21 protein-coding genes are annotated in these 19,913 nt (G+C 61.9%); 11 read left to right on the top strand and 10 right to left on the bottom strand.

Translation table 11 applies throughout. The annotated features are described in order from the left end of the window. The first annotated feature begins 153 nt into the window (after positions 1 to 153). From pspA to pspG, 3 genes are read left to right on the top strand one after another with little or no spacing between them, the layout of a single operon-like run. On the top strand, positions 154 to 816 hold the full coding sequence (gene pspA, locus AB5Y80_RS07320; RefSeq protein ID WP_042864494.1) for a phage shock protein PspA: 663 nt from the start codon (positions 154 to 156) through the stop codon (positions 814 to 816). Between the two features lies 1 nt (position 817). After that, positions 818 to 1,024 (top strand): PspC domain-containing protein, encoded by a 207-nt coding sequence (locus AB5Y80_RS07325; RefSeq protein WP_368172737.1) that lies wholly within the window; start codon positions 818 to 820, stop codon positions 1,022 to 1,024. 47 nt (positions 1,025 to 1,071) lie between these two features. Further along, a complete protein-coding gene (gene pspG / locus AB5Y80_RS07330) occupies positions 1,072 to 1,290 on the top strand; it encodes an envelope stress response protein PspG (protein ID WP_010672797.1) in 219 nt (72 codons plus the stop codon). 50 nt (positions 1,291 to 1,340) lie between these two features. Here the strand turns inward: pspG and AB5Y80_RS07335 are convergent, their stop codons facing one another. After that, entirely contained in the window at positions 1,341 to 1,676 is a 336-nt protein-coding gene (locus tag AB5Y80_RS07335) for a GIY-YIG nuclease family protein (protein ID WP_045523126.1), read from the bottom strand. Further along, positions 1,673 to 2,566, bottom strand: coding sequence for an EamA family transporter RarD (rarD, locus tag AB5Y80_RS07340; protein WP_368172738.1), 894 nt, complete (start codon positions 2,564 to 2,566; stop codon positions 1,673 to 1,675). The genes AB5Y80_RS07335 and rarD overlap by 4 nt, the downstream gene beginning before the upstream one ends. Positions 2,567 to 2,666: 100 nt before the next feature. Between rarD and AB5Y80_RS07345 the strand changes: the two genes are divergently transcribed. Then, entirely contained in the window at positions 2,667 to 3,257 is a 591-nt protein-coding gene (locus tag AB5Y80_RS07345; RefSeq protein WP_368172739.1) for a uracil-DNA glycosylase family protein, read from the top strand. Here the strand turns inward: AB5Y80_RS07345 and AB5Y80_RS07350 are convergent. Then, complete coding sequence (locus AB5Y80_RS07350) at positions 3,254 to 4,111, bottom strand: DMT family transporter (protein ID WP_010672801.1); 858 nt, start codon at positions 4,109 to 4,111, stop codon at positions 3,254 to 3,256. The genes AB5Y80_RS07345 and AB5Y80_RS07350 overlap by 4 nt on opposite strands. Before the next feature lie 91 nt (positions 4,112 to 4,202). On the opposite strand from AB5Y80_RS07350, the gene AB5Y80_RS07355 reads away from it, so the two are divergent. Next, positions 4,203 to 5,120, top strand: a complete 918-nt coding sequence (locus AB5Y80_RS07355; RefSeq protein WP_042014956.1) for a LysR substrate-binding domain-containing protein — start codon at positions 4,203 to 4,205, stop codon at positions 5,118 to 5,120. A gap of 105 nt (positions 5,121 to 5,225) precedes the next feature. Here the strand turns inward: AB5Y80_RS07355 and znuB are convergent, their stop codons facing one another. Together znuB and znuC are read right to left on the bottom strand one after the other, a co-directional pair. After that, on the bottom strand, positions 5,226 to 6,005 hold the full coding sequence (znuB, locus tag AB5Y80_RS07360) for a zinc ABC transporter permease subunit ZnuB (protein ID WP_010672803.1): 780 nt from the start codon (positions 6,003 to 6,005) through the stop codon (positions 5,226 to 5,228). A gap of 21 nt (positions 6,006 to 6,026) precedes the next feature. Then, positions 6,027 to 6,791 (bottom strand): zinc ABC transporter ATP-binding protein ZnuC, encoded by a 765-nt coding sequence (gene znuC / locus AB5Y80_RS07365; RefSeq protein ID WP_368172740.1) that lies wholly within the window; start codon positions 6,789 to 6,791, stop codon positions 6,027 to 6,029. Between the two features lie 94 nt (positions 6,792 to 6,885). On the opposite strand from znuC, the gene znuA reads away from it, so the two are divergent. Both znuA and AB5Y80_RS07375 read left to right on the top strand, forming a co-directional pair. Continuing rightward, positions 6,886 to 7,824 (top strand): zinc ABC transporter substrate-binding protein ZnuA, encoded by a 939-nt coding sequence (gene znuA, locus AB5Y80_RS07370; RefSeq protein ID WP_368172741.1) that lies wholly within the window; start codon positions 6,886 to 6,888, stop codon positions 7,822 to 7,824. Positions 7,825 to 7,900: 76 nt separating this feature from the next. Next, positions 7,901 to 8,575, top strand: a complete 675-nt coding sequence (locus AB5Y80_RS07375) for a transglutaminase-like cysteine peptidase (RefSeq protein ID WP_042878306.1) — start codon at positions 7,901 to 7,903, stop codon at positions 8,573 to 8,575. On the opposite strand, the gene AB5Y80_RS07380 is transcribed toward AB5Y80_RS07375, so the two are convergent. Both AB5Y80_RS07380 and AB5Y80_RS07385 read right to left on the bottom strand, forming a co-directional pair. After that, positions 8,570 to 9,511 carry a TAXI family TRAP transporter solute-binding subunit gene (locus tag AB5Y80_RS07380; RefSeq protein ID WP_042014953.1) on the bottom strand — a complete coding sequence of 314 codons (942 nt, stop codon included), beginning with the start codon at positions 9,509 to 9,511 and terminating at the stop codon, positions 8,570 to 8,572. The genes AB5Y80_RS07375 and AB5Y80_RS07380 overlap by 6 nt on opposite strands. Beyond that, positions 9,508 to 10,809: a LapD/MoxY N-terminal periplasmic domain-containing protein gene (locus AB5Y80_RS07385; RefSeq protein WP_368172742.1), complete on the bottom strand. Its 1,302-nt coding sequence runs from the start codon at positions 10,807 to 10,809 to the stop codon at positions 9,508 to 9,510. Before AB5Y80_RS07385 ends, AB5Y80_RS07380 begins: the two co-directional genes overlap by 4 nt. A 270-nt stretch (positions 10,810 to 11,079) precedes the next feature. Here AB5Y80_RS07385 and mepM point away from each other — a divergent pair, with 270 nt between their 5' ends. Then, positions 11,080 to 12,417 (top strand): murein DD-endopeptidase MepM, encoded by a 1,338-nt coding sequence (gene mepM / locus AB5Y80_RS07390; RefSeq protein WP_010672809.1) that lies wholly within the window; start codon positions 11,080 to 11,082, stop codon positions 12,415 to 12,417. Positions 12,418 to 12,480: 63 nt separating this feature from the next. Here mepM and AB5Y80_RS07395 read toward each other — a convergent pair whose 3' ends face one another. Beyond that, the gene (locus AB5Y80_RS07395; protein WP_182956634.1) at positions 12,481 to 13,425 is read right to left on the bottom strand and encodes a D-2-hydroxyacid dehydrogenase; all 945 of its coding nucleotides are present in this window, start codon (positions 13,423 to 13,425) and stop codon (positions 12,481 to 12,483) included. A 161-nt stretch (positions 13,426 to 13,586) separates the two neighbouring features. On the opposite strand from AB5Y80_RS07395, the gene AB5Y80_RS07400 reads away from it, so the two are divergent. Next, the gene (locus AB5Y80_RS07400; protein WP_042864483.1) at positions 13,587 to 14,168 is read left to right on the top strand and encodes a YjaG family protein; all 582 of its coding nucleotides are present in this window, start codon (positions 13,587 to 13,589) and stop codon (positions 14,166 to 14,168) included. Between the two features lie 62 nt (positions 14,169 to 14,230). Here the strand turns inward: AB5Y80_RS07400 and AB5Y80_RS07405 are convergent, their stop codons facing one another. Continuing rightward, complete coding sequence (locus tag AB5Y80_RS07405) at positions 14,231 to 14,710, bottom strand: MarR family winged helix-turn-helix transcriptional regulator (RefSeq protein WP_010672813.1); 480 nt, start codon at positions 14,708 to 14,710, stop codon at positions 14,231 to 14,233. 163 nt (positions 14,711 to 14,873) lie between these two features. On the opposite strand from AB5Y80_RS07405, the gene AB5Y80_RS07410 reads away from it, so the two are divergent. Beyond that, entirely contained in the window at positions 14,874 to 15,401 is a 528-nt protein-coding gene (locus tag AB5Y80_RS07410) for a hypothetical protein (RefSeq protein WP_010672814.1), read from the top strand. A 9-nt stretch (positions 15,402 to 15,410) separates the two neighbouring features. Then, positions 15,411 to 17,009 (top strand): BCCT family transporter, encoded by a 1,599-nt coding sequence (locus AB5Y80_RS07415; protein ID WP_010672815.1) that lies wholly within the window; start codon positions 15,411 to 15,413, stop codon positions 17,007 to 17,009. A 70-nt stretch (positions 17,010 to 17,079) separates the two neighbouring features. On the opposite strand, the gene mutS is transcribed toward AB5Y80_RS07415, so the two are convergent. Further along, positions 17,080 to 19,650, bottom strand: a complete 2,571-nt coding sequence (gene mutS / locus AB5Y80_RS07420) for a DNA mismatch repair protein MutS (RefSeq protein WP_042014950.1) — start codon at positions 19,648 to 19,650, stop codon at positions 17,080 to 17,082. Between the last annotated feature and the right edge of the window lie 263 nt (positions 19,651 to 19,913).

The following is a 19,913-nucleotide window of genomic DNA, read 5'->3' on the forward strand; positions in this document are numbered from 1 at the left end:
ATCACCATCTTGTTGGTTTTTTTCACCACGTTGTATCCAATGGACATCCATCGTTAACTTTCATCTAATTGTAAATAAAGGAAAAAATATTCTGGCACGGCTCTTGTAATGTCATGGGAAGAGAGTGACACCCCATCAACAAGGAGCCAGACCATGAGCGTATTCAGCCGCCTGACCGACGTGATCAATGCCAACCTGCACAGCCTGCTCGACAAGAGCGAAGAGCCGGAGAAGATGCTGCGGCTGATGATCGAGGAGATGGAGCAGGTCCAGGTCGAGATGAGAACCCAGGCCGCCCGCATCATCGCCGAACAGAAACAGTTGGAGCGCCATCAGCAGGCGCTGCGCAACCAGATCCAGGAGTGGGCAGCCAAGGCCGAACTCGCCATCCAGAAGGGCCGCGAAGATCTGGCCCGTGCCGCCCTCACCGAGAAGCTGGCGGAGATGAAGCAGTGCGAGCGGCTGGAAGAGGACAAGGCGCGGGTGGCCGAAGTGCTGGCCCAGCTCACCGCCGACAGCGAGCGACTGGCGGCCAAGCTGACCGAGGCGCGGGAGAAGCAGAAGATGCTGACCCTGCGCGAGCAGACCGCCCACAGCCGCATCCGCGCCCGTGCCCAGGTGGACAACCAGCGCATGCACGAGCTGGTGGCCCGCTTCGACGGCTTCCAGAACCGGGTCGATCAGCTGGAGGCCCAGCTGGAGGCGGCGACCCTGGGGCAGAATCCGTCCCTCGAGGCCCAGTTCCGCGAGCTGGAGCTGAACGACGAGATTGAGCGGGAGCTGGCCCGGCTCAAGGGTCAGAAGGTGGAGGCATAACATGACACCCTGGCTCAAGGATCTCGCCCATCGCAAGCTGACCGGGGTCTGCGCCGGTCTTGCCAGAGGGCTGGGGGTGTCCAGAGTGACGGTGCGGGTGGTGGCCCTGCTCGCCCTGATCCTGATGCCGCCGCTGGCCCTGGCGCTCTATCTGGTGGGGGGGCTCGTCATGCCTCCCCGCCGTGAACTTCAACGCTGGCTGGGGTGATCTCCGGATCGCCCCGTCGGCAAGTGCAAGCCCGTGAGGAGCACAACATGCTGGAATTTATCGTCTTGATCCTGGTGCTGATCGGCATGGCGCTGACCGGATTCACCGTGCTGGCCATGCTGCTGGTGAGCGGGGTCTTCGTGCTGTTTGGCGCCCTGGCCGGCATGTTTGCCCTCATCATCAAGCTGGCGCCCTGGTTGCTGGTGGTGCTGGTGGTGTGCTGGCTCCTCAGCAACAGGCGCAAGCAGTCGAACACCTACCGTTAAGCCCCCCTGATTTCGCATCCTTCCTTGGCCACTGCTTGCAGTGGCCCTTTTTATGGGGGCGACACAGGGTCGGTGTGCGGGGTGGCAAGCCAGGAAAGGCTCCAGCCGTGCCACAGCGCCGGCTCGTGTACCAGGCGCTCCTTGAACGCCTTGCTCTGCTGCTTGAGGCGGTACTCGAGGCGCAGCGCCTCGGGTTTGCCGGGGACCTCCTGCTGCCATACCAGGGAGAGGGGTCCCTTGCCGCGCAGGGCTCTGGCCCCCTTGCCGCTCTGGTGCTGACGCAGTCGCCGCTCGGGATCCGTGCTGATCCCCGCATAGAGTGCCCCGGTGCCGGTGCGCACCAGATAGACAAACCAGCGGGAGGGAGTGGGGGTGGCGAGGGTCACGAGGTACGCCACCTGGCCCGCTGGCGCCCAAGCCGGTGCAGGGGCAGCAGGCTCACCAGCAGGCCGGCCCAGATGAAGGCAAAGCCCACGGATTTCACCGGATCCGGGATCTCGCCAAACCAGAAGAGGGCGAGCAGGAAGGCGAGGCTCGGCTCTATGTATTGCAGCAGCCCCACCGTGCTCATGGGCGTGCGCGCCACCGCATAGCAGAACAGCCCCACCGGCAGCAGGGTGGCGGGGGCGCTGCCCATCAGCAGCAGGCGATCGGTCCAGTCACCGGCCATAAACTGGCTGGTGCCCTGCAAGGTCAGCCAGCCGATGATGAGAAGGGCGACGGGCAACTGCACCAGGGACTCCAGATAGAGACTGGTACCGGCGTCCAGTCTCACCTTCTTCTTGATGAGGCCGTAGAGGGCGAAGTTGGCCCCCATCACGAGGGAGAACCAGGGCAGCTCGCCGTAGGAGAAGAGCATGTAGGCGAGCCCCGCCAGGGCGAGCGCCACCGCCAGGTGTTTTTGCGGGGTGAGCTTCTCTTTGAGGAAGAGCACCGCAAAGGCGATGTTGAAGAGCGGGGTCATGAAGAAGGCGAGGCTGGTGGCCAGCACCTGGCCCGTGGTCAGGCACCAGGTGAACATGCACCAGCTGATGGACATCACGGGGCCTGCCAGCAGCACGAGGCCGAGCTGCCGGGGATCGCCGCGCAGGGCCCCCCAGGGTACCCGCTGGCCGAGGAGCAGAAGCAGGCCTCCCAGCAGCACCACGGACCAGAGCACCCGGTGGGAGAGCAGTTCCCACATGTTGATCTCGGGCATGAACTGGTAATAGAGGGGCAGCATGCCCCACAGCACGAATGAGAGGGCCGCGCTGCCGGTGCCCATCCAGTTCTTCATCTCTCTCCGTTTATTAAACTAAACAATGGCGGCTGCATGATAAGTATCCGCTGACACTTTCACAAGCGGGAGCGGGGGAAAACTCTGTTACTATCCGGCCATGAACCGACTCGACTCCCTGTTTGAACAGATCCGGGCCTGCCGCCTGTGCGAGGCTCACCTCCCCCTGGGACCGAGGCCGGTGATCCGCGGCAGCGAGTGCGCCCGTCTGCTGATCATCGGCCAGGCTCCGGGGACCCGGGTCCATGCCAGTGGCATTCCCTGGGACGACCCTTCCGGTGATCGGCTGCGCCAGTGGCTCGGAGTGGACAAGAGCGTCTTCTACGACGAATCCCGCATCGCCATCATGCCCATGGGGCTCTGTTACCCCGGCCGGGGCAAGTCGGGAGATCTGCCCCCCAGGCCCGAGTGTGCACCGACCTGGCACGACAAGGTGTTGATGCTGCTGCCCAATATCGAGCTGACCCTGCTTATCGGCCAGTATGCGCAAGCCTACTACCTGGGCAAGGCGGGCAAGGAGACCCTCACTGAGACGGTGCGACACTGGACGGACTATGGCCCGGCCTGGTTGCCGCTGCCGCACCCGTCCCCGCGCAACACCCTCTGGCTCAGGAAGAACCCCTGGTTCGAGCAGGCGGTGATCCCCCATCTGCAGCAGAGGGTCGCCCCCCTGCTTGACCCGGCAGGCTAGAGCGCCGGCTCGGCCTGGGGCTTGGGCTTGCTGCGGGCCATGGCGACCAGCGGCAGTATGATGCACAGGCACCCCAGCAGCAGCGGCAGCCCCGGCTGTTCGTCAAACAGCCAGACCCCGATGGCGACCGCCATCAGCAGCCCGGTGTACTCTGCCGAGGCGATCTTGCTCGCCTCCGCCTTGCGATAGGCCATCACGCACAATCCTGCATAGACCATGATGAGCGCCGAGGAGCCGAAGGCGGGCCACCACATCTGCCATTGCCACTCGCCCCCTTCCCACCAGGCCAGCGCCAGGATGAAGGGCATGCTCAGCACATTGGTGAAAAACAGGGTCTGGGCGATGGGCTGCTGGAGCGGGATGCGCTTGATCAGCAGGTTGTTGACCGCCAGGGAGAGCGCCACCCCGAGCGCCGCCAGGGCGGCCCAGTTTACCTCGGTCGGGCGCAGCACGATGAGCACCCCGACGAAGCCGAGCAGCGCCGTCAGCACCTTCTGGCGCGAGAGTGCCTCCCCCGCCAGCCAGACCGCGAGCGGCACCATCAGCAGCGGGGCGGCATAGAAGAGGGCGTTGGCGGTGGCGAGCGGCAGTCGGGTGAGGGCGACCACCATCAGGCAGACGCCGACGGCCCAGATGTGGGCCCGCAGCAGGTGCCACTTGAGGGCTACCGGCGGGTTGCGCCGCCAGGACCAGAGCAGCCAGGGGGCGAGCAGCAGGGCTGCGGAGAGCTGGCGGAAAAAGACAAACTGGAAAATGGGCTGGTCCGGCTCCAGCACCTTGACCAGGGCATCGGAGAAGACCGCCACCATGTTGCCGAGCACCAGATAGAGGATGCCTATTCCGACTGCATTCATACCACCTCCAGATTCAGATGAGGGGAGGGTAGCCCGCGGCCTGTTATCCAGTAAAATGATAAAAAATCATCACGCATGAGAAATTTGGATAATGAAGCTGCCCCCCCTGCGCGCCGTTCAATATTTCGAGGTGGTTGCCCGCCTGCTGAGTTTTTCCCGCGCCGCCCTGGAGCTCAATGTCAGCCAGAGTGCGGTCAGTCACCAGATCCGTCTGCTGGAGGATTTTCTGGGGGAGCGGCTGCTGCTGCGCCAGGGGCGGCTGCTCTCCCTGACGCCCCAGGGGGAGATCTATTTCGAGGGGATCGCCGCCGGGCTGGTCCAGATTGCCCAGAGCAGCGAGCAGTTGCGCGGCGGCGGCGAGATGCGGGTGCGGCTCGCGGTCTACAGCTCCTTTGCGGTGAAGTGGCTGATCCCGCGCCTGGCCGGGCTGCGCCAGCTCTATCCCGAGCTGGATCTCAGCCTGGAGATGGTGGCGGAAGATCCCGAGCTTTCCGACAGGGTGGCGGACGGTTTCATCACCGTCTCCCCCGAAGGGCCGGGCTACATGCACGATCTGCTCTATCGGGAGCGGCTGATGCCGGTGTGCAGTCGCCGGATGTGGCAGCAGGTGGAAGGGGAGTGGCCCGCCACCCTGTGGCAGTTGCCGCTGCTCTCCATCCAGGCTATCTACCGCGAGAAGGGGGAAGATTGGCGGCGCTGGGCCGAAATGGGGGGGCTGACCATTCCCCCCGAGGCGAGGGTGCACCATTTCAGCCATATCCTGCTCGCGCTGGAGGCGGCGAACTGGGACCAGGGAATGGCGCTCATCAACGACTATATGTTGCAGCCGGAGGATCCGCGTCTGGTGCGGCTGCCCCTGCACGCCCTCGAGACCGGCGACAACTTCTATTTCGTCTTCAAGCGCTCGCGCGCCCATGAACCCGCCATCAGCCGGTTGCGTCAGTGGCTGTGGCAGGAGTCGCAGGCGAGCCTGAGACCCGGGGAAAACGAGCCTCTCAGGCGTGTCTGAACGGGCTGGGTGCCCTATGCAGAATGGATGGCGCAGCCCACGACGCAGGAGTCTGCTTCGGGGGGGCCTGATGGCACTGGCGAGACCAGGGCCATCAGGAGCGGGTCAGGTGCGCTTGAACTGGCTCAGTACAAAGAGGGTGGTGGCGCAGACTACGACCGAGGGACCGGCCGGGGTGTCCTGATACCAGGAGAGGGCAAGGCCCCCCAGCACGGCGAGACAGCCTGTCAGGGCGGCAAAGCCGGCCATCTGCTCCGGGGTCTGGCTGAAGCGGCGGGCGGTGGCGGCGGGAATGATCAGCAAGGAGGTGATGATGAGCGCCCCGACGAACTTCATGGCCACGGCGATGACCAGGCCTATCAGCAACATCAGCACGCAGCGCAGCACATCCACCCGCACCCCTTCCACCCGGGCCAGCTCTTCCGAGATGGTCATGGAGAGCAGGGGATCCCAGAGCCGCCACAGGGTGAGCAGCACCAGGGCGCCGCCGCCGTAGATCCAGAGCAGGTCCATGGGCTGCACCGAGAGCAGGTCGCCAAACAGGTAGGCCATCAGATCCACCCGCACGTTGTCCATGAAGCTCAGGGTGACCAGACCCAGCGACAGGGCGCTGTGGGCCAGAATGCCGAGCAGGGTGTCGGTGGCCACCTGCTGGTTGCGGCTCATGATCACCAGCAGCATCGCCATGGCGAGGCAGCAGACCACGACCGCCAGGGTGAGGTCCACCTGCAGCAGGATGCCGAGGGCGATGCCGAAGAGGCAGGCATGGGAGAGGGTGTCGCCAAAATAGGCCATCTTGCGCCACACCACGAAGCTGCCCAGGGGCCCGGCCAGCAGGGCGATGCCGAGCCCGGCCGCGAGGGCGTATAACAGAAAGCTGTCCACTTGATGATCCTGTCTGGTTCGTTATTGATTGCGGGAGGGCAGGCGGATGACGGGGGCCTGCGGTTCATGATGATGGTGTTCACCGTCGCAGTGGTGATGGTGGGTGTAGACCGCCAGGACCTCCTGTTCCGGTCGGCCGAACAGACGGGCAAACTCGGGGTGGCGAGCCACGCTCTCCGGTTCGCCGTGACAGCAGACGTGGCGGTTGAGGCAGATCACCTCGTGGGTGCTGGCCATCACCAGGTGCAGGTCGTGGGAGACCATCAGCACGGCGCAGTGGAACTCGGCGGCCAGCTGGCTGATGAGGGCGTAGAGCTCGATCTGGCCCGTGATATCTACCCCTTGCACCGGTTCATCCAGCACCAGCAGCTCGGGCTTGACCAGCAGGGCGCGGGCCAGCAGTACCCGCTGCATCTCGCCACCGGAGAGTTTCTGCATCCGGTTGTCCAAGAGATCTTCCGCACCGACCCGGTTCAACGCCTCCTCGATGGAGAGGCGGCCATTCTTGCCGAGTTGCAGGAAACGGCGCACCGTCAGCGGCAGGGTGGGATCCAGATAGAGGCGCTGGGGCACATAGCCGACCCGCAGGTCGCGGCGGCGGACGATGTCCCCCGAATCTGGGCGGAGCAAACCCAGCACCAGCTTGCTCAGGGTGCTCTTGCCCGCCCCGTTGGGGCCGACCAGGGTGGTGATTTTGCCTTTATTCAGGGTAAAGGAGACCTTGTCGAGCACGAGTCGTCCGTCAAATGAGAGACAGACCTCTTTCAGCTCCACCAGTTGGGTCATGACAGCTCCGGGGTTTACAGCCTGTGAGAGTTATAATATAACAGCGACGTTGGTTTGTTATATTATCACACACATACTCCCTGACGAGACCTCTATGCGAATTCTTGCTCTGATCACTGCCCTGATGGCGGTGAGTCTGCCTGTCCGTGCCCTCGAGGTGCTGACCACCATCAAACCCCTGGGCTTCATCGCGGCGGCGATCACCGATGGCGTGAGCGAGCCCGGGGTGCTGCTGCCCACTGGCGCGTCGCCCCACGATTTCTCCCTGCGCCCTTCTGACATGCGCAACATTAAGGAGGCCGATCTGGTGGTGTGGGTCGGTCCCGAGCTGGAAGGCTTCATGGCCAAACCCCTGGCCCGGCATCCTCATGTATTGACCCTGACCCAGGTTCCCGGCATGCCGCTGTACAACTATGCGACCCAGGGGGAACATGACGATCATCACCATGATGACAAGGATCATGACCATGCCGCCCATGACCACGGCTCGCACGACGAGGGCCATGAAGGGCACCACCACGAAGGGGTGGATCCCCACATCTGGCTGGGTCCAACCCAGGCCAAGGTGATTGCCAAGGCGATTGCAACCGAACTGGGCAAGCTGGACCCTGCCAACCAGGCGCGCTATGCCGCCAATCTCGCGGCCTTCGAGGGCAAGGTGAACGCCCTGGACAAGGTGATCGCCGTGCAGATGGAGGCGGTGGATCAGAAGGGCTACTTCGTGTTCCACGAAGCCTATGGATACTGGGAGCGTCACTACGGCATGAGCTCCAAGGGACACTTCACCGTGAGTCCGGAGCGTCGCCCGGGAGCCAAGACGCTGATTGATATCCGCAAGGCGCTGGAAGAGAAAAAGGCGAGCTGCATCTACGCCGAGCCGCAGTTCTCCCCGGCGGTGATCGAGTCGGTTGCCCGCAATACCGGGGCCAAGGTGCTGCTGCTGGACGAAGTCGGCGAGCAGGTGCCGCTCGGTCCGGACGGTTATCCGCAATTCATGCAGCAATTGGCGGACGCCTTCGCCCAGTGCCGCTAGGCCTTGCCCGACATTGACGATAGAGGCGGCGCGGCCAACTATACTGACCTCCAGCATCTGATATGGAGTGTCAGTCATGAAATGGTTGCTCGTCTCTGTCTGCACGCTGACCCTGCTGGGATCCGGCATACAGGCATCCGGTCTTTCCGAACACATCGCCAGCCCGGAACTCAGGGCAAAAATGCAGGCGGTCTATGGCGCCAGAGCGATCCAGCGGTCCGAGGCCTTCTCTCGTCTGCTGACGCCAAGGGCCGGAACGACGGACCAGCAGAAGCTGGAGCTGGTGAATAACTACTTCAACAACCTGACCTACAGCGAGGATCCCAGACTGTGGGGGGATGATGATTATTGGGCCAATCCGCTGGAGTTCATCGGGGCGAGAGGAGGGGATTGCGAGGACTACAGCATCGCCAAGTACTACACCCTGATGGAGCTGGGGGTCGACGAGAAGAAGCTGCGGCTGGCCTATGTGAAGGCAATTCGTTACAACCAGTTCCACATGGTGACGTTGTATTTCCCGACCATCAAGTCAGATCCCCTGGTGCTGGACAACATCAATGGCCGCATCCTGCCGGGGAGCAAGCGCAATGATCTGCAGCCGGTTTACAGTTTCGATGCCAAAAGCATCTGGATCATGAAATCTCGTCGCGAGGGAACCCTGGCGGGGAGCGCCGATCGCCTGGCCCAGTGGACCTCGATGCAGAGCCGGTTCTCCAGCGAGCATCTGCGCTCCCCCCGTCGCCAGCTATAACTTGCCAGCCGCCTTCAACTCCTCGAAATATTTTCCCGCGCCCGGATGCTGTTCGACACTCAGCACCGGGCCTATTTTGTTGCGCGCCTTGTGAAACAGGTTCGCATAGCCATAGGTCTGTTCGTTGAAACTGGTTTGCTGGCTCAGCATGGCCCGGGTCAGCCGATAGACCTCGTCATCGGGAGTGGCGGCATTGGTCACCAGGGTGGCGGCGATGGCGAAGGTGGGGGTTGCCTTGAGGTTGCCCGGGTAGATGCGTGCCGGCACCTGGCTGCGCTGGTAATACCTGACCCCTTTGAGAAGCTGGTCCCTGACGGGCCCCTCGATCGCCAGGAAGCGCACGGCGCAGCGCTTGGCGGTGTCCAGCACGATGCGGTTGGGATGACCCATGACAAGGCCATAGGCATCGATCTGTTTATTGCACAACGCTTCGGAGAGATTGGCGACGCTCTTCAAATCGAGATCCTGCTCCTTTGCGCCCAGAACATTGAACAGGGCCAATGCCGTTTGACGAGTCCCTGAACTCTTCAGGCCCATGTCGATGGGGGCCAGCTTGAGCTGCTCCAGGGTGGTGATATCCCCATCGGCTCGCACCACTATGGTGAAAGGTTCGGCGTGGGTGGCAAAGAGCGCCCTCAGCTCGGGTTGTGGCTGGGCAGCGAAAGGCCCGGTGCCCTGGCTGGCCTGATAGAGCCAGTCGGACTGGACGAGCGCATAGGGTACCTCTCCCGTTTTCAGCTGGCGGAGATTTTCGATGGACCCGGAGCTGGCCTGCAGTTTGCAGGGCATCGTGGGGTCACTTTTTTTGGCCAGTCTGCAGAACTCCTTGATGACCTGGTAATAGATGCCTTGCTCCCCCCCGGTGCCTATGGTCATGGTGGTCGCGTGCAGGGTCGGTTGCCACAGCAGGGCGAGCAGCAGCAGCGGGATCCTCATGATGCATTCTCCTGAGTGGCATAACCATCGATGCCCCAACTGCGCAGCATGTCCACATCGCTCACGTCGCCGGCTTCCGCCAGCAAGGTGTAGCCGGAAGCATGGAGGCATTGGGAAAGCAGGTTCCAATAAAGGGGGGACTGGGTGAGCTGGCAACTGATGAAGACAGGTCTGATGGGGTCGAGCCTGGCCAGATTGTCATTGTTCATCGGGATATTGCTGAACGCCAGCTCAATCCCCTGGGACTGGAGTGCAGTCAGTCGCTCCTCGGCCAGGGGAGGGAAGATAGCCAGATCCCAGCGCCAGTCCAGTGTCTTGCCACGAGCGCTGGCCAGCACGGGGGCAAACTGCGCCCAGTCTGGATGGCCGAGCAGGCTGAGAGGCAGTTGGAGCCCTTCCGCCTTCTGGGTCAGCCAGTCGTTGAGCAGCGCCCGAATTTCATCCGGCGAGCTGTCCGTGGTGGGGGGGTGCTTGGGTAACAGGCGGCTGTAGAGCCTGATACTCCCCTGAGTGGAGAAGAAATGCTGCTGATAGGAGTTGCCATCGGTGTCGACCAGACCAACGAGCTTCTGGTGGGTCGGGAGGGCGTCGTGCTTGCCAAGCTGGGTGATCTTCAGCCGTTGTTGCAGCAGGTCCCGTTTGCGTTCGGAGACCAGCTGGTTGATGGAGACGACGACTTCCTGCAATTCGCGAAGCCACGGGGTTGGCAGGTTGCCGCTGAACTGGCGTTTGCGGATCCGGGTCAGCTGCAGACTGATCTGTTCGAGGGGGCGTAGCAGGCGGCGGCACACCCAGGTGATCACCAGACTGAACACCAGCAGGCCGGCGAGCAGCGCAAGTCCGGTACGACTGATGGCGTTCCACAGATGCTGGTAGGCGTAACCCTTGTGTCCCTCGAGCGTGAGGGTACCGAGAATGCGCCAGCCGTCGGTCAACTCCTGCTCAATCTTGACCGGTGGCATGTCGATAACTGAGGGGAGCCAGCCTGGAATATTTTGCTGTGCGGTGTGGAACACCTTCTGGAACAGCACCTGGCCATCCGGATCCAGCAGGACGACGGAGTTGACGAAGCCTCCGTCGAACATGGCGTTCACTATGGTCTCGGCAAGGACCTTGTCATCGTTGAGCAGAGTGCCCTGCAGCACCAGCCCCAGTGCGGTGATGGCGGTTTCAAGGTTGGCCGACATCTGGTCGAGAATAGACTGTCGTACCGTCGTGATCTCCAGCACGAGCAGCAGCGCGGCGCCGATGGTGAAGAGGATTAGGATGATTACATTTAACAATTTTGCCAATGACATACCCACTCCATGGAGATGTTTTTGCAACATTTTCTGGGCCGGAGAGCACCACAACCGGACTTGGTTCTTAAAAATAGAAAAAAATGGCTGAAAATGACGATCATTTCTGCCCATGCTGGAAGGTTATGCATAAAATGTGAGTTTCGTGCATGGAGCTATGAACTTTTTGTAAGTATTTAGGTCTAAAAGCCAGATATTCGGTTTTCATAATAAAAACTCATAAAAACAGACCCACAACCACCACCCTTAGATCTAATAACAGGATAGCGGATGAAACGTCTCCGTCCCTTGGTAGCTCAGGCTGCCAATTGGGAACCCCCGGTTCCCCGCAAGCATTTCTATGCCATGCTATTGCTCACGGCCATGACGCTGTCAGCAGTAGCCGTATTGCCAGCTCCCGGTGACATCCTGGAGCGGCCACTGCGTCTGGAGTTGCCGATCGCCACCACGGGCACCGCAACCAACGAAGACAACACCGACTTCAACGACATTCCGGATCACGAGCTGGTCGAGTCAGCTGCTCCCGAAGACGACATCCCGGCCGATGCCACGCCTCAATGGCAGGATTACCGGGTGCGCAACGGCGAGAATCTGACCACCATCTTCAACAACCTGGGGCTGTCCACCACCACCCTCTACAAGGTGCTGGATGCGGATGCCAAGAACAACCTGGCGCGTCTCAAACCCGGTCAGACCATCGAGTTGCTGATCGATCAGGACAACATTCTGCAGCAGCTGAAGATCCGCCTGAACATCAAGCAGACCCTGGTGCTGGAGCGTACCGACGACACCTATAGCGCCAACATGCTCAATGAAGAGGTGGAGTGGCAGCAGAAGAGCTATGACGGTGTCATCAACGGCAGCTTCTACGTCAGCGCCCGCAATGCCGGGATCCCGGCCAACCACATCCAGAAAATTGCCAACCTGTTCCAGTGGCGCCTCAACTTCGCCAAGGATTTGAAAAAGGGTGACAAGTTCAAGGTGCTGGTCCGCCAGGAGACGGTCGAGGGCAAGAGTACGGGCAATACCCAGTTGCTGGGGGTCGAGGTGTTCAGTCAAGGCAAGGCCGTGTCAGCCTGGTTGTCGGAAGATGGCAACTATTATGACGGTCAGGCAAACAGCCTGGAGCGCGGCTTCCGCCGTTATCCGACTCACAGCCGTTACCGGGTCAGCTCCAGTTTCAACCCGAATCGCCGTCATCCCATTACCGGGCAGGTCCGGCCCCATGAGGGGACCGACTTTGCCCTGCCAGTAGGCACGCCCATCATGGCGACCGGTGACGGTGTGGTCCTCAAGGCAACCAGCCACCCGCTGGCAGGCACCTATGTCGTGATCAAGCACGGTCGTACCCTGATGACCCGTTACCTGCACCTGAGCAAGCTGCTGGTGAAACCCGGGCAGAAGGTGAAAATGGGCGACAAGATAGCCCTCTCCGGCAACACGGGCCGTTCCACCGGTGCTCACCTGCACTACGAAGTACGCATCAACAACCGGCCGGTGGATCCCATGAAGATCAAGCTGCCGATGGCGGAGCCGCTCTCCGGCAAGGACAAGCGTCAGTTCCTCGCCAAGGTGAAGAGCTACCGCAAAGAGATGGAGGCGGGCTGAACGGCTCCCTCCTGACGAAAAAGGCCCCGCCAACTGGCGGGGCCTTTTCATTGCAGAACGGCTTCAATAACCCTTGTCAAAGTCGATCCGGCCGTCCAGCTGCTGACCATCAATGAAGCGGATGTAGTTGCGGATGAAGATCTGGGCCACATCTTCCGGGAAGCTGTAGGCGCTGTTGTGGGGCGTCACGATGAGATTGGGCTGGTGCCAGAGCGGGCTGTCAGCGGGCAGGGGTTCCTGCTCGAACACATCTAGCACCGCCATGGCGGGTTTGCCGGCTTGCAGTGCCGCCAGCAGCTCCCCCTCATGGACGGCATTGCCCCTGCCGACGTTGAAGAAGATGGCGCCCGCTTTGCAGTGGCTGAAGCGTTCGGCGGTGAAGAGATGGCGTGTCTCGCGGGTGGCGGGCAGCACGCTGACGATGACATCGGCTTGGGCCAGCATCTTGTTGAGTGCCGGCAACTGGTACACCTGATCGAACCCGGCACGCTCACGGCCACTGTGACTGATGCCGAGCACCCTCATGCCAAAATGCTTGCCGGTGTGGGCGATATGCTGCCCTATGCTACCGGTGCCGAGCAGCAGCAGCGTCTTTCCCTTCAAGCCCTGATAGGGATGGCTCTGCCAGACGCCCTGTTGCTGCTGCTCGCGATAGAGTGGCAACTGGCGGGTCAGGCTGAGCAGATGGCCGAACACATACTCGCTCATCAAGGGGCCGAAGATGCCGCGGACATTGGTGAGCAGGTAGTCGCGGCGGCAACTGGCGTCCAGCAGCACATCGACCCCGGCATAAGTCGACTGGAGCCAGCTGAGCTTGCCGGCCTTGGCCAGCAGCGGCTTGGCCCGGGCAGGCTCGGCCATCAGGATATGAGCGTCACCGATAAGCTGTTCGGCCTCGGCCTGATTGTCGGCCCGAAGAATGTGCAGATGGGGAAGATGGGCCGCCTTGAGCAGGCGTTCATAGTGGCTGTTGTCCTGACTCAACAGCAGCAGGGTACGTTGGCTCATACTCTTGTTCCTTATCGTGTTTATGGCAAGGCGAGAGGGATGCTGTCTCCATCTTACCCCAGTTGATCGGGCAAGATAGTCGAGCAGGGCGCTTTTTCATTTTTAGACGGGGCCCTCGTGGGCTACAATCTGCCCCACATTTTGCAAAGGATCCGACTCCAGTGTTTGGTGACAAGTTTTATAAGCGACTGGCCGAGCTGCAGCCCTGGCAGCAAACCGTCTATACCCTGGCGCTGGCAGAGCGCATGTACCCCAACTATGTGCTCTTTACCCAGGCTTCCGGTTTCGGGGATGCGAGGGCATTCCGTCACGCGCTGGATCAGATGTGGAACTACCTGACGGTCAAGGGATCCCGCGTCAATCTTGGTGCCATTCTGGAAGCGTTTGAAGTCTACATTCCCGATCCCCGCAAGTTTGAATCCTACGGCGCCTATCCGGCACTGGACGCCTGCGTGGCGCTGGGTTGTGCCTACAACTCGGTGATCTGCCGGGTGGGGGAAGAGGCCAACGACGCCAGCCATGCGTCTGTCGGCACGGTCGCCGGCTTCATCGAGATGCTGGAAGAGCGGGATCTCAGCGATGAGGAGCTCTATGAGCACGAGTACATGGAGGCGGAGCTGGAGTTCCAGGTCGAACTGCTCAAACGGGTGGCCCATGAACGGGACAGCGACCGCATCCTTGCCATCCGCGCCTTCGCGGCCCAGGACGGCGTCTCCAACATCGGCATCAGCCTGGAGGCGTAACGCCATCGCGTACTGCCCATAAAAAAAGCTCCCGGTCGGGAGCTTTTTTTTATGGCTGCGGTTCAGGCCCGCTCTTCGGTCAGGGGGCTGACACTCAGCACGGGGGCGGCATCGATGCCGTCGGCATTCATCATGGCGGAGATGCGTTGCAGGGATGAGAGCAACAACCCCTGCTCCCAGTTCTCCAGCGCCTGAAAGCGTTGAATGAAACTCTCCTGCAAGGGGGTCGGAGCCTGGGCAAGCAGGGCGCGTCCCGCGTCAGTGAGCGTCGCATGCACCTTGCGTTTGTCGGTTTCGCTGCGAATGCGCTGCACCAGCTGGCGGCTCTCCAGCCGGTCCATGATGGTGGTGGCGGTGGCCTGGCTCATGTTGGTGTGATCCGCCAGCTGGCGCATGGAGATCTGGCCAAGCTCGTCGATTCCCTTGAGCAGCAGGAGCTGAGGCGAGGTCAGGCCGGCCTCCTTGATCAAGCGCTTGGAGTGCATGTCGATGGCACGGATGATCTGGCGCAGGGCGATCAGCACTTCATCATGTTTTTCCATGGGGTCTGGGTCATCGCAGGGCTGTGGAGAGGCGCGAAATTCTCCGCCTAATCCATAACAAGGTCAATATGGTTTTTGATGTAATGGTTTTAGCTCTAATGAATATTGTGTTAGGTTATCGGACAATTGCCCCATTCCAACCCGATATTTGAGGAGTGAAATCATGCATGACGACCTGGATATCAAGTCCCTGGTTGCCGATCTGCGCGTGGTCAGAGTTCGCTATGAACTGCCGGATACCGCGGCGTTTGTGCGTTATCAACCTGCCTATGACGAGGACCCCAACAACCTCAAGGTACACCACTACGATGGTGAGCTGCCGCTCTCTTGTAGCAACACAGGTTCTTTCAGTCTAAAGGAGTTGGTCAATGAGTTGCGCTATGCCTATGTGCTGGTTCACCTCTTCCCCGACGAGAGTGCCATGAACTTTTATCTGGCGGGTCTGGACAATGGGCTGGCACAGCTGGAGTTCATCGGTGGCTCCTATGACTTCAACCGCCTCTGGATCACCAGCGGTGTCTCCAATCTGGGGGTGCCGATGGCTATCTTCCTTGGCAAACGCCACGCAGTGAACGGTCAGCCGTCGGTGACCCTGGTGGATCACCGTGAGCAGGTTGCAGGTCGTCTGGCCTATCGCGCCATCGGCGGTGCCGGCGATCACGTGGGTGAAGACTTTTTCAACAACGACTAAGGAGGCCCGATGCGAGCAACCAAAGGGCTTTTGAAAGGCCTCAATCCCACCATGGCCATGACGGCCCTCACCGTCGTGACCCTCTTCCTGCTGTTCGGCGTCTTTGATCCGGATACCGCAGGCACCTGGTTTACCGGGGCCAAGGACACCATCATTGCTGGCTTCAAGTGGTATTACATCCTGGTGGTCGCCCTGTTCCTGTTCTTCGCCGTCTACCTGATGTTCAGCCGCTTCGGCAGCATCCGGCTGGGCGACGACGACCAGGTACCGGAGTTTGGCTACTTTGCCTGGTTCTCCATGCTGTTCAGCGCAGGCATGGGCATAGGCCTGGTGTTCTGGAGCATCGCCGAGCCCATGTATCACCTGCAGGGCAACCCCTTCATCACCGAAGGCATGACGCCGGAAGCGGCCCAGATCGCCATGCGCCTCACCTTCTTCCACTGGGGTCTGCACCCCTGGGCCATCTATGTGATCGTCGGCCTGTCGCTGGCCTTCTTCAGCTACCGGCGCAAGTTGCCGCTGGCCATCCGCTCCGTGCTCTATCCCATTCTTGGCGATCGCATCTACGGCTTCTGGGGCCATGCCGCCGACGTGCTGGCGGTGTTCGGTACCGTGTTCGGGGTGGCGACCTCCCTTGGGCTGGGAGTCTCCCAGATGAACACCGGCCTCAACCAGATGTTCGGCATGGGCGTGTCACAAGCGAACCAGCTCTGGCTCATCGGTGGCATCAGCCTGATTGCCACCCTGTCGGCCATCTCCGGTGTTGGGCGCGGGGTGAAGATTCTCTCCGAACTCAATATCTGGTTGAGCGTGTTCGTGCTTGGCCTCTTCCTGGTGCTGGGGCCGACCACCTACATCCTCAACGCCTATGTGCAGAACATCGGTGATTACCTGCAGAACATCGTCAAGCTGAGCTTCTGGACCAATACCGAAGCCAACGGTACCTCGGCCTGGCAGTCTAGCTGGACCGCGTTCTACTGGGGCTGGTGGATTGCGTGGGCCCCCTTTGTCGGCATGTTCATCGCGCGCATCTCCAAGGGCCGCACGATCCGTGAATTCGTGCTCGGTGTTCTGCTGGTGCCCTCCCTGCTCGGCATGCTCTGGCTCACCGTGTTTGGCGGGACTGCCATGAACCTGGAGCTGTTCGGTGGCGGCGGCGTGGTGGAAGCGGTCAATCAGGATGTCACCATGGCGCTCTACAAGACGGTGGAACTGCTGCACTGGGAGACCTTCGGCTGGATTGCCAAAGGGGTGCTGACCCTGCTTATCTGCACCTACTTCATCACCTCCAGTGACTCGGGCACGCTCGTGATTACGACGCTGCTCTCCATCGGCGACCAGGATCCCCCCGTGCTGCACCGCGCCATCTGGGGACTGGGGCAGGGGCTGGTCGCGGCCATTCTGCTGGTCTCCGGCGGACTTGCCGCCCTGCAGGCCGCCAGCATCATCGCCGCGCTGCCCTTCTCGGTCATCATGCTGGCCATGTGCTACTCCCTGATGCAGGGGCTGAAACAGGAGAGCCAGCACCAGTTCGAATACAGGCAGAAGCTCAAGCGCCATCCGGGGTCGGTCAATCTGAGCCTGATGGATCGCATCGGTCCGGGCTGATGACAGGTTCGGTCAAACGAAAGGGGAACCTCGCGGTTCCCCTTTTTCATGCCTGTTCGGCGGTCGTTAGCTACAGCATCTGCTTGAGTCGATAGAGCAGGTCAAGGGCCTGTCGCGGGGTCAGCTCGTCCGGGCGTACTGCTGCCAGCTCCTCCACCACAGGATGGGGTTGCGGGGCGAGAGTGACCGGAGCCGGACGGCTTTCGCCGGCGGCCACCGGAGTGGCACTCTCCAGCTCGTGCAGCTTGTGGCGGGCCTGGTGGATCACCGATTTCGGCACCCCGGCCAGCGCCGCTACCTGCAGGCCGTAGGAGCGGCTGGCCGCACCTTCCTGCACCGCGTGCATGAAGGCGATGGTGTCGCCGTGCTCCACCGCATCCAGGTGGACGTTGGCCAGCCCGCTCATCAGCTCGGGTAGGCGGGTCAGCTCGAAGTAGTGGGTGGCAAACAGGGTGTAGGCGCCAATCTTGCTCGCCAGCTGCTCGGCGCAGGCCCAGGCCAGGGAGAGGCCGTCGTAGGTGCTGGTGCCGCGGCCAATCTCGTCCATCAGCACCAGACTGCGGGCGGTGGCGTTGTTGAGGATATTGGCGGTTTCGGTCATCTCCACCATAAAGGTGGAGCGGCCGGAGGCGAGATCATCCGACGCTCCGATGCGGGTGAAGATGCGGTCGATGGGGCCGATGCGGGCGCTGTCGGCGGGCACGAATGCGCCGATATGGGCCAGCAGCACGATGAGTGCGGTCTGGCGCATGTAAGTGGATTTACCGCCCATGTTGGGGCCGGTGATGATCAGCATCCGCCGCTCCCGCTCCAGCCGTATCGGGTTGGCGATAAAGGGGTCGGTCATCACCTGCTCCACCACCGGATGGCGGCCCGCCTCGATGAGGATCTGATCCTCGTTGATGAGGGTGGGGCAGCGATAGTCGAGGGTCTCTGCCCGCTCGGCCAGGTTGGCCAGCACGTCCAGCTCCGCCAGTGCGGCAGCAGACTCCTGCAGATCGCCGAGGTGGGGCAGCAGGGCGTCGAGCAGCTCTTCGTAGAGACGTTTTTCCAGCGCCAGCGCCTGTGCCTGGGCGGTGAGCACCTTGTCCTCGTACTTCTTCAGCTCATCGATGATGTAGCGCTCGTTGTTTTTCAGCGTCTGGCGGCGGATGTAGTGGGCCGGCACCAGGTGGCTGTTGGCGCGGCTCACCTCGATATAGAAGCCGTGCACCTTGTTGTAGCCCACCTTGAGGGTGTTGATGCCGGTGAGCGCCTTCTCCCGCTCCTCAATGCGGGCCAGGCTGGCGGTGGCGCCATTGGCCAGATCCCGCAGCTCGTCCAGCTCCTGATTGAACCCTTCACGGATGACGCCGCCATCGCGGATGAGCACCGGCGGCACCTCCATCACGGCACGCTCCAGCAGGTCGAACAGCTCGGGGAAGGTGCTCGCCCGCTCGCGCAGCTGCTGCACCGCCTCGTGCTCGCTCTCCGCCAGCAGACGCTGCAACTCGGGCAGCTGAGCAAAAGCCTGCCGCAATCGGGTCAGATCGCGCGGGCGGGCCGAGCGCAGGGCGAGGCGGGCCAGCACCCGCTCCACATCGCCGACCTGGCGCAGCAATCCGCCCAGCTCGTCATAGAGGTTCTGCTCGATGAGCTCCTTGATGGTGCTCTGGCGACCTTTGAGGATCACCCGATCGCGGATCGGCTGGTGGATCCAGCGCTTGAGCAGGCGGCTGCCCATCGGCGTGGCGGTGCAATCGAGCACGGCGGAGAGGGTATTGTCGTGACCGCCGGCCAGATTCTGGGTCAGCTCCAGATTGCGGCGGGTGGCGGCATCCATGATGACCGCATGGTCGGGCTGCTCCAGGCGCACGCTGCGAATGTGGGGCAGGGCGGTGCGCTGGGTGTCTTTCACGTACTGCATCAGGCAGCCGGCGGCGCACAGGGCGGTCTCGCTCTGCTCGACCCCAAAGCCCACCAGATCCTGGGTGCCGAACTGCTGGCACAAGAGCTTGCGGGCGGTGCCGAGCTCGAACTCCCACTCCGGGCGGCGGCGCAGACCGCGGCGACCCTCGACATGGTGCAGGAAGGCGAACGATTCGGGGTAGAGCAGCTCCGCCGGATTGGTGCGTTGCAGCTCCGCCAGCAGGGTCTCTTCTTTCTCGAACTGGTTGATGAAGAAGCGTCCGGAGCCGATGTCCATGGTGCCGTAACCGAAGCGGCGGCCATCGTGGTAGACGGCGGCGATCAGGTTGTCCTGCCGCTCGCTGAGCAGCGCCTCGTCGGAGACGGTACCCGGGGTGATGATGCGAATGACCTTGCGTTCCACCGGCCCCTTGCTGGTGGCGGGATCCCCCACCTGCTCGCAGATGGCGGCCGATTCGCCGAGCTGTACCAGCTTGGCGAGATACCCCTCGATGGCGTGATAGGGCACCCCGGCCATCGGGATGGGACTGCCGGCCGACTGGCCGCGCTTGGTCAGGGAGATGTCGAGCAGCTGGGAGGCCTTGCGGGCGTCGTCGTAGAAGAGCTCGTAGAAGTCACCCATGCGATAGAACAGCAGGATCTCCGGGTTCTCGGCCTTGAGGGTCAGATACTGCTGCATCATGGGGGTGTGGGCGCTCAAGTTGGCGCCTGGCGCTTGGTATTGTGCTGTCATGTGCTATTCCAGAAGGTGCTCTTGCGGGCAAACGTCTGCCGTCATGGGTCTGAATCTGGGGGCCATTCTACATGCTCGGGCCGAGATGGTGAGGGGTTATCTCATTTTGGGGAAGGCAGTCCTGAGGTTTCAGGGGCCGGGTGGCGTTGGAAGGCCGTCATGGGGATCAGAAGCGAGGAGGGGCGGGGGGCGAGGCGTGCCGGGGGAGGGGCAAGATCCCCGCCATCAGTGCGGGGATTGGCATCACAGAAACGGGAGCCGTC

The sequence above is a fragment of the Aeromonas sp. R2-1 genome (assembly GCF_040908425.1).
Lineage (GTDB): Bacteria > Pseudomonadota > Gammaproteobacteria > Enterobacterales > Aeromonadaceae > Aeromonas > Aeromonas caviae.